Here is a 10,684-nt window from a genome sequence, read left to right as displayed (position 1 = left end):
CACTCACTCGGCACCAAGGGCGTGCTCAAGATGCGAAATCAGGGCCAAAGGACTGAACGGCTTGACGAAATACGCGTCCGCGCCAGCGCTCTTGCCGTGGGCGATGTCGCTTTCCTGGCCGCGCGCCGTCACCAGGACGACATGGATGCCGTTGAGCTCGGGAGAGTGCTTGATGCGCCTGCAGAGCTCGAACCCATCCATCTCGCCCGGCATCATTACGTCGAGAATCACGGCGTCCGGTTGGTCTTGCGCGATCCCAGTCATGGCCTCGGCGCAGTCGGATGCTTCGCGCACGTCAAACCTGCGATGCAGCGTGAGGGAGATCAGGCGGCGCAACACTGCCTGGTCGTCGACGACCAGTACTTTTTTGGCGGGCGAGGGTTGCACCATACTCAGGTCGAACATTCCACCGCCTCCCGTTGGGCCAGGAGGCCTTCTGCAAGCTCGCGCAACTGCGCGAAAGGCACCGGCTTGGGAAGGAGCGTCACGCCGCGCGGCAAGCCGCCGCGGTCAGCGATCTCGTCCGGACCCAAGCCCGTGACGACGACAATCTCCATGCCTTCCCGCAGAGGGGAGACGGCCAGCGCCTGCAGCATCTGGAAACCGTCCATGCCCGGCATGCGCAGGTCGAGGATGAGCAGGTCCGGGCTTTCTCGGCCGATACGCATCAGGCCTTCATAGCCATTCGCCGCCATCGACAGGTCCACGGGGAAATCCCATCCCGCGATACGCAGCTTGTATAGCTTCAACAAGGCGTTATCGTCTTCGACGACCAAGATTTTCAAGCGCTCGCTAGGCATGACGGGGCTTGGGAGTCCAGGAGTATTTTGTCTTGAAAGCAGTTTTTCGACGGAGCTGCGCATGATGCGCCGATGGCCTCCGTCGGTCTTCCATGCCTCCAGCAAGCCGCTTTCGACCCACATCTGGGTCGTTCGCAGTGATACGCCGAGCAACTCGGCCGCTTCACGTGTTGTGCAGAATGCAATTTTGGTGGTGAGAGGCATAAATATAAGAAATATTTTTTTCCTGATGGGAAGATGCTATCATTTAATATCATTTATTGCAATTTTGATTTATTGATATCGCAAAAAATGCATTCTCTTGTCGTTTCGTCGGGACGGTCGTGACCCTTGTTTGTCCGGACACGTGCATACCAGGACGAAACCCGCTCCCATGCTGCTGTTTGACGCGCATGCGCCATCCCGCTGGAAGCTGGTACTTGCATGCTTTTCTAGAACAGAAGGGAAATATCAATGCGTTTTGACAACATGAAAATCGGCACCAGACTGGCGCTCGCGTTTTCGCTGCTGATCCTGCTGATCGGCGTGGTGGCCTTCAGCGGCTGGCGTTCGCTGGTCGAATCCGAGCGGCGAATCACGGAAATTGTCGAGGGTAACAACCGAAAAGCCGCGATCGCCAACGATGTGATCGACAGCCTGAACGTGATTGCCGGCAGTGTGCGCAATTATCTGTTGACCGAGGACCCGGCCATGCGCGAGCAGCAAAGGGCGCTGATCGCCCAGACCCGGCAGAAATACGATGCAGCCTTCAAGGAAATGCATGGCTTGCTCAGCCATGACAAGGAGCGCCAGTTGTACGCGCTGATGGCCAGCCACCGTGATCAGGTGCGGCCCTTGTTCAACCAGGTGCTGACGCTGGCGGACAGGGGCGAGGCGGAACAAGCGAAAAAGTTCCTGCAACAACAGGCGCAAGGACCGCTCGACAGCTGGTTCGCGGACGTGTACGCCCTCATCGAGGAAGAAGATGCGTTGACCGCCTCGGCCGTGGCATCGCTGAAGGAAGAGTTCCGCAGCGCGGGCAAGCTGATGGCGGTCGTGCTGGCGGTTTCCGTGCTGACCGGTATTGCGGCGGCCGTCCTGATCACCCGTTCGATCACGGTTCCGCTGAACCACGCCGTCGACATTGCCCAGACGATCGCCGGTGGCGATTTGTCCCCGCGGATCGAGGCGCTGCGCAAGGACGAGACGGGCGACCTGATGCGGGCCTTGCGCGCGATGAACGACAGCCTGCACCGGATCGTGGAACAGGTGCAGCACGGCACCGGCACGATCACGACGGCCTCGTCCGAAATCGCCAGCGGCCAGCTCGACCTGTCGGCGCGTACCGAAGAACAGGCCAGCTCGCTGGAAGAAACCGCATCGTCGATGGAAGAGCTCACCGCCACGGTGAAGCATAACGCGGCCAGCGCCCGCCAGGCAGACGCCATGGCCATTGCCGCATCAGAAGTCGCGCGCAAAAGCGGCGAGGTCGTTGCCGAGCTGGTCGGGACCATGGGCGCGATCAATGCCTCGGCCACGAAAATCGCCGACATCATCAGCGTCATCGACGGCATTGCTTTCCAAACCAATATCCTGGCGCTGAATGCGGCGGTCGAGGCCGCGCGCGCAGGCGAGCAGGGACGCGGATTCGCCGTGGTGGCGACCGAAGTGCGCAACCTGGCCCAGCGTTCGGCGACGGCCGCCAGGGAGATCAAGAACCTGATCGACGATTCGGTCCGGAAGGTCGCTTCGGGAACGGAACTGGCCAACCACGCCGGCGCCACCATGCGTGATGTCGTCGACAGCGTGAAGCGGGTCACCGATGTGATTGGCGAGATCAGCGCCGCCAGCCAGGAGCAGAGCGCAGGGATCGAACAGGTCAATCGGGCCGTGGTGGAAATGGATACGGTCACCCAGCAGAACGCGGCCCTGGTCGAGGAGGCGACCGCCGCGGCGGAAGCCTTGCAGGCGCAGGCCCGTCATCTGTCCAGCCTGGTCGCCGTGTTCCGGCTCCGCGCCGCCGTGCCGGCCAGCGTGCCGGCCACAGTGCCGACCAACGGCGCGCCGGCGCAGGATGGCCACTGGAGCACGCTGCCGGCCCTGTCCCATGACACGGCCTGAGCAGAGGCGCAGCATCCTTGTCGCGCCGGCGGACCTTGCCTGATTGCCGGCGTAAGCAACCGCCAGCGCCCGAAAACAAAAAGCCCAGCCATGGAGGCTGGGCTTTTTGCGTTGCTGCTTTTACTGATATCTGGTGCCGGCTGCCGGTTTCGAACTGGCCACCTGATGATTACAAATTAGCTGAGAAGACAGTATGTCTTTGATTTTTAAAAGAATTGTACCGTAATCTGTCGAACTTGAAAGTACTTTAAGATCAATAATTTAGCGTAATTTAACGGAATCGTAGAAAGCTGAGCATTGTACTGATTGTGTACCCCAGCCAGGCCAGCTGCGCAGCTTTACAAGGATCAGGTCCGTAGCGCGTGTGTCAGCTCAGCAGCGGCGTGGCCACGCTACCTGGATAGCAGATATAAGTACCCTTTTGTCGAACCATACCGAAGGTTGATGCCAAATTCTCTAAACTTTAGCTTTCGAGCCGTTCAAAGGTAGTCGAGATGACAAGAGTTATGCAGTGACGGGTTGTTCCGCTTCGAGTGCCAAAGATTTCAGGAACAACTTGCGCAAACCGTCGAGCTTGTCTTTAGCGATGGCGCCGGCCTCAACAGCTTTCAAGGTATGGACTGGCTTTTGGTCGTCACGAACAGGAAGATTCAAGCCAAGGAACTTTTCCATACACTGATGGATGAAGCAAGGCTCTGCAAGACGGCTTGTGCCAGCCTTGTTCTTCAACATCTCATTCACGACTTTGTGGTGGTCTTTGTCCTGGTCGTCGTCCAGCATTAAACCATAGGGGATGCCAAACCCTTCAAGTAGAGCAATATAGCGATGTAGATTGTACTTCCCCATCGCATCGACCACTGCCACGCGATGACGGCTCAAATCGTGCCAATCCCGCGCAAGTAGCCAGGCGAACAGTGCTTTCTCAGTCGCTCCTTCCACCAGAAGCACACGGTCGGCAAAGAACATCGAAGCTCGCTCAGAATCGAGCCAGAGCTGATAGCGCAATCGTTCTTCATGCTCTGCAATAACCGCGTCTTGGGTTGCACCTTTTAGCAACGTCTTGGCGTTCCCTTTCGCGTTATCTGGCACGTTCACATCGTTAACGTAATTTTCCAGCCACGACTTGAACTCATATCCTTGACCAAGGACGCCACTCAGGTCAGTCTTCTTGACCTGACCAATACTACTCACCCCATTATCGCGGCGAACACGAACAATCTGGCAAAGGTCGTCCGCCACTTTGCCTACGAAAATTGGCGAATGACTGGTCACGATCACCTGTTGAGTGTCTCCTGATCCCAGCCTACGCAGATGGTAGGCCATATTCTCCTGTTGAGCGGGATGCAAAAACGCTTCTGGCTCCTCAAATAAGATAAGCGTGAAATCCGGGGCGAATTCCTTCTTCCCGGCCACCTTGCCTTCGGTGAAGCTTGGCGCGAGCTTGATCAGCTCGTACAGGAATGAGCGCTGAAACCCGTGGCCATAACGATCAAGTGCAAAGGATGTTTGGCCAAGCATCGCGTCTACGAAGCCATGCCGAATCAGGTTTTTGGTGATATCCTCCGGTGCAACCGGATTTACTCCCATATCGAATCGAACTCCCCATTGCTCAATGGACTGATTGATAGGCTTCGAAATCTGAGTCAAGAATCCTTCGTCTCCACACGCCTCGGCGTTCAATTTTCCGAACGCCCCTTCCATTTCCTTGAAAGCTGGGCTGTCCGCGATAACGCGCTTCAGCATCAAATTGAGCATATCCCGTAAGGGCGATGGGCCGCTGGTTTTCATCTGCTCCGCAGCGGTCGTAAGTGCCGGAATGTAGATGACGCTGCCAACCTTAGCGGTGCCGACGTTTTTTGCTCCATAAAATAGGTCTTTTTCCGGCTCGCCATTTATGACGGCGTAGATATTGCTTTGGCTCGACTTGAACCTGTCTTTGTCGTTGGATGCAAAGTAGCGACGGACAGTGAGACTGTGACCGTTTACCCCAGCCTTATATTTGTCCGCCAAGCCCTCCCATTCATTATCCGACAGCTGAAACGTTAGCTCGACCCAAGATTCATCAATCTGAACGTCCTTCATCTTAGGAAGGTCGTTATCGGAATGCTTGAAATCTTCATAGAACGCGCGTAGCGCAGCAACTACGTTGCTCTTGCCGGCGTTATTTGCGCCAACGATCATCGTGTAGTCGTGGACCTCGATGTCGGTATCGACGATAGATCGGAAGTTGTGGATGCTGAGACGGCGAAGCTTCATGATTCCTGTGGTGTGTTTGTTGAGTATCCGTTTCGACACTGCCGACACCAGCATGGATTGCTTTGGCGACTAGCGGTGTGTTTGGCTTCGGGTATCTTAATGATGTCTACAGTGCGGCGAAAGTACACCATAGGTAGGCTGATATACAACTGTATATCGACGGATTGCTACTTTGCGTTCAGTCTTGTATTGAGGTAATTCATATAGAGTTCAGCTACCGTGTCTTCATACTCTTCATCGAACGTGAAACCGGCATTCCGGGAAATCGTTAGATCGATGGGCTGAGAGTCATACTCAACCTGGACAGTCATGCGCTCAATAACTTCTTGTATCTTGGGGAATGCCATTGCTGACGCGGCAAGAGCGTCACCTCCCGAGGTAGCGCGTACTTCGAGCTTTGCCAAGCCACCCTTGTTGAGTGGGAGATTCGCAGCAAAGATGCTGCTGACTTTTATTACGCTCATACCGTGCTCGAGGAAATATCGTAGAACGTCCATTGCCGGCGTCGTTATGGAGGAAATCGAGAATCCGAAGTCGAGCATGTCACTAAGACATCTTGCGAAAGACTTTAATGAGCGAGGATTCCCGTCGATCCGTAACAGCCATTGTGCGCCAGCCTGATGAAAGAAGGAAAAGACCACAATCTTATGCGTGACAAGTTGGTTTGTAATCTCCTCGCCAAGTGGTGATGTGTAGGTGGTTGTGGTGCGTACCTCTTCAATGAACCTTCCATTGATGATTCCTTCTCGTGCATAAGAGAGGTCGAAACCGGCTGAGCGTGCACGATCATACGTCTGATTGCGCATGAGCTGCAGGAACTCGCGAGGCTTTACTCGTACGCTTACATCAAACCACTTAGTGGAGATCATGTTTCCGTCTCGGTCAAGGTGCTGAGTACTTTGTGTGCCGCCTCTTCTATGAGACGACCAAGCCGAACATCTTCTGCCTTAGTAAATTGAGATCGGGAAGCAGCATACTCGCCATCACCCTTATATGGATAGAAGCCCTTGGCTACATAAGAGAACATGGTGCAAGTGTCTGGCTCCGCAAACTGCGCTTCGAATTCGTAAAGATCGGAGTCGAAGTAGCTGGTTCGAGCAGTCCAAACGATACGGGCGATGTAGAAACCTTGGGCGAGCAGGTCCGTTGCTTGTTTGGATACTAAGACTCCTTGTCCGCGAAGTGCTGCTCTGGAAATATGCACATCAGGGCTGGCACTTTCGCTCTCGCCGTCATCAGATGTGTCCCCCTCAGTTGAGTTAAGAACTGGATCGACTTCGGTGATCTCTTCGGTATCGTTTTTGGGCTGGTGGAGATAGACGTCACTGACGTCCACAAAAGAGAATCCTTCGATCGACCTAATCAGCGTTGTAAAAAACTTTGTACGTATACTTGGCGAAGTTTTTTGTTCTAAGCTGACTTCGTTAATATCTAAGGGATCGTCTACATTCTCCTGGACATCAGCGATCAGATCTTTCAACCACTCATCAACGTCTTCATTTTGGGGGCCAGTAATCAGAACTTGATCGTCCTTCTCTTCGAAAAAAATTTCCGCCTTCTTCGTGACAATCTGGCGAAATTCATTCCTATCGAAGCGAAATTTCTTGTAAGTTACCTCGATCCTAAGAGGTTCTCCTTCTTTACGGACGACCTTCGCTGAATTGCCATTTTCGGCTATCGTATCAACAAGACGATGTGCTGCAGCTTCATAGACATCGATGGTAGCTGAGGAACGGACGCGAATGCAGGTTACTCTTTCTTTTCGATAACCCGTATCAAACAGCGCAGCCAACGTTTGGAACGCATCATAGTCGAGGAGCAGGCGAGAAAAAAATTTTGCCAGTTGTCGACGTGGCGTAGTCTTTGAAATGACGATGCCATATTGGAAAAACAAATTGCGAAGCTGCTGGTTGGTTACCGCGCTCTGGGTAAGAGCATCAAAGAGCGACTTATCACTTGCGCTGTAAATGCTGCCGGTTTTCATTTTCCTTTGCGCTCCCATCCAAGTTCGATCGACGAAAAGCGAGTCGTAACAATCTCAACAAGCTCTAGGTCGATCGATTCTAGTCGATCCCGTTTTGCGCTATCAAAGCCCCATTCAAGGATGTACATTTCAATTGCACGCTTAAAGTTGCTGCGAAGATCACTGTGCGGAGTGTCATGAAGAACACGAACCCGAATCGGATGGGATCCTTTTAGCAACTGAAGATTGGATAATGTATCGATAAAGTAGAGAAATTCTTCGGCAGAGTTGCCGGGTCTGTTGTAGAAGATCACAACACCATTTGGATATACTTCGCCTGTTTCAGCTGAGCGCACCTCATCATGCTCGACAATCACAAATGGCCCGCTAATCATTTCTATAGTGGCGGGACGAGCATATTCGTCCCCATGTGTTTTGTGCAGCTTTAGATCAGGGTAAAAAAACCGATAATTGCGACGCGGGAATGTGCTCTCGGCGATCAATCGGTTCACGTCAGCTCGCAGCGTTGTCATAAACGAGATGAGACGGGGTTGCACGATATGCAGATACATATCGCTTTCGATGGGGAGTGACGATAGATTCGTGGAATTTTCTACAGATTCCGCTTCCTCAGTTGCGCTTTTGTATTGCTTTGGCTTGAAAACATCTTGGAGGTTCTTGTCATATTCCCCGTCGTGGTTGTATACGAAGAGTAAGCCGCGAATCTCGCATTCTTCGTTCTTCAAGTTGTAGCGAGTATTCCATGTCTCGCTACTTCGAGCACAATCAATTGTCTGAGCCAGCGATTTAAGTGCGCTTCGTATTTCACCTGCTTTGATTGAAGATTTCGCATAACTTTTCAAGTCGGTGTTCAGGAACACACGTTTTCCAAGGTAGGGGTCCCCATAGGAGAAGACCACGTCAACTGGATGTGTATGTACGGCTTTCTTCGTGGGCGCGTGTTTCCCTTGCTTTGTACAAGCGAAGTTCTGATCTACAAGCGGAATACGCTCCCATCTAAACCAATCGAAAACCTCCTTCGAAAGTTTGTTTGCAATCTCCGCAATGTTCGATGTTTCGCCGCTCACAAATTCCTCCCTAGACACTGGGATGATCATACGATATTTTTTCTTTTTTGCAACTAATTTGTGTGAATGATGTTAGAAACACCGGCGACCGCCTATCCTGCACTAGACTCAACTGCTAACGATTTCTTGGAATTACCAAGAATTTTTTCGCTCAACGTTGGTCATACCTGGGCTCGGCAGTCGTTGGGTACCGTGGCGCCTCGGTATTCTAAGAATTTCAAAGTCATCCACAGAGTGGCTGGCATCGTCGCTCGCTGACTTGGTCGCGTCGCGTGACCGAAAGCGGTCTTCAGGGAGGGAACGGTTGGCCGTGTGCGGCTACGTAGGGTGATATGTGCTTTGCCTATGCGCTTAATCCGGCGCGCCCTGCGCGCATCACACATCGGCATGTCGGGCGCGCAGGGCGCGCTGAGACTTTAAGGGTGAGGACTTAACCGGCGCTTACATGCTAAGCGAGGAGAAGGCATTCGCATGGCGGATGCGCGGAAGCGCTAGGTAGGGTGGTCCGGCGTCGCCAAGTCGCGAGCAAAATTGTAAGCATGCGCGAGCATGTCGGCCAGAGCGATATCGCCATCGATGTAGCGTTGTTGCAGGATGAGGTCATCAGCTTGTGCATGCATGTCTTCGATCGCGAAGTTAGCTCGCATCCTTGCGACATGGAGATGCGCATTGTTGAAGATTAAGTAAGATTCCATGGTTCTGAATTAGAAGCCCCTCAGTGCTTCGTCCATGGTCCTGCTGGGTATGCCCCGTAGTCTTTTCCGCTTTCATCATCTATTCCAAAAGTAATTGAACCGAGATGAGAGTAATGAAAGAAAAGCGGGTCAGCTAATGAAATATTCTGATAACTGACTGTTTAAAAAGGAAGAAATGTTCAGTTTGGAGGCAAAGTTGTACAGTTTGGTTACCAAGTTAAAATATTGGTCTAGCAAAACCAGACGAGTTTTCCAGCAAAACTGGGTGGTTTTGCTGAAAGAATTGATCGGTATTTCAACTCCAAAAAAGCAAACACTTATTAATTCAAGAACTTATTCAATGCCAAACAATTTATTCATCTTTTGGGTTTGATCCGAAGCCTTTTAAGAAATAAGAATAGCGAATGGCTTGCAAAGAAAAATATTCGAATTTTTGGTCAACCCGCTGAAAAACCGACACCGAACATGTGCGCCAAGCTCCAGAACGCGTCGGACAGAGTTGTGAAGCAGATGAACCGATCACTCGTCCGCAGTTTTTCCACGCGATGCCAGCAAGTCCAGCTTGGCAACAAGATCCTCGGCGCGGAGGTGCGTGTAGCGTCTGAGCATCTGCATGGACTTGTGGCCGCTGATGGAAGCCACCTCCTGGTCGCTAAGGCCACGTTCGACAAGACGGCTTATAGCCTCATGCCGAAGGTCATGAAAGTGCAGATCTCCGATCTGAACGGATTCCTTGATTCCGGCCCAGATCTTCGCGAACTGGTATGGCCGGCACACACCGTCTTTTCCCGGTTCGCCAAAAAAGATGAGGTCACTCGTCTTTGGCCGAAGCGGGTTCTCGATCGCAGGGTTGAAAGCGGTGGCAGCTCCCACGGTGAGCGGGACCGTGCGGGCGGAGTTGTTCTTGGTATCTGTCAGCCTCGCCACGTGCGACATCAAGTCCACATGGGCAGTGCGCAAGTTCAGGATTTCTGACTGGCGCATACCTGTCTCGATAGCGATTCGCACGATCCAGCCAAGCATCGGATTGCTGTGCTGGTCGACGGCCTGCAGCAAACGCTTCTCTTCGGCCTGGTTAAGACGGCGGTCACGGCCTTTCCCTGGGCTCGGCTTGCGGATCGCGGACACAGGGTTGTGCCCAGGCCCCATTCCTAAATAGCGATGGTGAACAGGTTGCTGAGTAAGGCCAGCTCGATCCGCACTGTGTTGTTTGATTTGCCTGCGGCGATACGATGATCGCGATAGGACGCGACCAGGTCGCTTGAGAGCGCCGCCATCGAGTACTTGCCGAGAAAGCCCGCTAGGTGCTCGGCCGTGATCTTCTCGCTGCGCTGTGTGGTCGGCTTCTTGGTCGGCGTGACTTCCTTCAGATACCGCTGCAGCGCCTCTTTGACGGTCAAGCGCTCGGCGCCGGCCCGTGAGATGTACACCCCGCGAACCATCTCATCTTCGGTGCTGCGCGCCCAATCCGTGGCGTCGCGTTTGGTGCGGAAAGTCTTGGAAGTGATGGACCATCCTTGCTTGCGAATGATGGCTTTCCATGTCCCTGCGTCAGTCTTAACGAACGTTGCCATTGAGCCTCTGTGATCTGTAGCTGTACCTGAAGTGTACCTATTCACGATTCACAAAGACGAATGCCTTAGATGAAGATCATCTAAGGCATTGTTTTCTAAGCTAAATTTTGGTGCCGGCTGCCGGTTTCGAACTGGCCACCTGATGATTACAAATCAACTGCTCTACCAAATGAGCTAAGCCGGCGTAATCTGTACGGCTGGGATTATA

The 10,684-nt window shown here is 53.0% G+C and carries 8 protein-coding genes, 1 tRNA gene and 1 pseudogene; 1 reads left to right on the top strand and 9 read right to left on the bottom strand.

Features of this window, described 5'->3' with window-relative positions; genetic code table 11:
* Positions 1-3: 3 nt before the first annotated feature.
* Both RT688_RS00135 and RT688_RS00130 read right to left on the bottom strand, forming a co-directional pair.
* Positions 4-405 carry a response regulator gene (locus RT688_RS00135; RefSeq protein ID WP_313702823.1) on the bottom strand — a complete coding sequence of 134 codons (402 nt, stop codon included), beginning with the start codon at positions 403-405 and terminating at the stop codon, positions 4-6.
* Positions 393-1,004, bottom strand: a complete 612-nt coding sequence (locus RT688_RS00130) for a response regulator (protein WP_313702822.1) — start codon at positions 1,002-1,004, stop codon at positions 393-395. The genes RT688_RS00135 and RT688_RS00130 overlap by 13 nt, the downstream gene beginning before the upstream one ends.
* 249 nt (positions 1,005-1,253) lie before the next feature.
* On the opposite strand from RT688_RS00130, the gene RT688_RS00125 reads away from it, so the two are divergent.
* On the top strand, positions 1,254-2,900 hold the full coding sequence (locus RT688_RS00125) for a methyl-accepting chemotaxis protein (protein WP_313702821.1): 1,647 nt from the start codon (positions 1,254-1,256) through the stop codon (positions 2,898-2,900).
* A 504-nt stretch (positions 2,901-3,404) separates the two neighbouring features.
* Here the strand turns inward: RT688_RS00125 and RT688_RS00120 are convergent.
* The 7 genes and pseudogenes from RT688_RS00120 to RT688_RS00090 all read right to left on the bottom strand — a co-directional run bounded on the left by RT688_RS00120 (position 3,405) and on the right by RT688_RS00090 (position 10,660).
* Entirely contained in the window at positions 3,405-5,210 is a 1,806-nt protein-coding gene (locus tag RT688_RS00120; protein ID WP_313702819.1) for an AAA family ATPase, read from the bottom strand.
* Positions 5,211-5,323: 113 nt separating this feature from the next.
* Positions 5,324-6,025, bottom strand: coding sequence for a hypothetical protein (locus RT688_RS00115; RefSeq protein ID WP_313702818.1), 702 nt, complete (start codon positions 6,023-6,025; stop codon positions 5,324-5,326).
* Positions 6,022-7,140: a hypothetical protein gene (locus RT688_RS00110; RefSeq protein ID WP_313702817.1), complete on the bottom strand. Its 1,119-nt coding sequence runs from the start codon at positions 7,138-7,140 to the stop codon at positions 6,022-6,024. Before RT688_RS00110 ends, RT688_RS00115 begins: the two co-directional genes overlap by 4 nt.
* Positions 7,137-8,237, bottom strand: a complete 1,101-nt coding sequence (locus RT688_RS00105; RefSeq protein WP_313702816.1) for a hypothetical protein — start codon at positions 8,235-8,237, stop codon at positions 7,137-7,139. The genes RT688_RS00110 and RT688_RS00105 overlap by 4 nt, the downstream gene beginning before the upstream one ends.
* Positions 8,238-8,698: 461 nt before the next feature.
* Positions 8,699-8,902 (bottom strand): hypothetical protein, encoded by a 204-nt coding sequence (locus tag RT688_RS00100; protein ID WP_313702815.1) that lies wholly within the window; start codon positions 8,900-8,902, stop codon positions 8,699-8,701.
* A 519-nt stretch (positions 8,903-9,421) separates the two neighbouring features.
* Positions 9,422-10,476 (bottom strand): annotated as a pseudogene (locus tag RT688_RS00095) (tyrosine-type recombinase/integrase).
* A gap of 108 nt (positions 10,477-10,584) precedes the next feature.
* A tRNA-Thr gene (locus RT688_RS00090) sits at positions 10,585-10,660 on the bottom strand.
* Positions 10,661-10,684 lie beyond the last annotated feature (24 nt).

It is taken from the genome of Massilia sp. (assembly GCF_032106685.1).
Taxonomy (GTDB): domain Bacteria; phylum Pseudomonadota; class Gammaproteobacteria; order Burkholderiales; family Burkholderiaceae_D; genus Telluria.
This window is presented reverse-complemented; position numbering and strand designations above follow the sequence as displayed.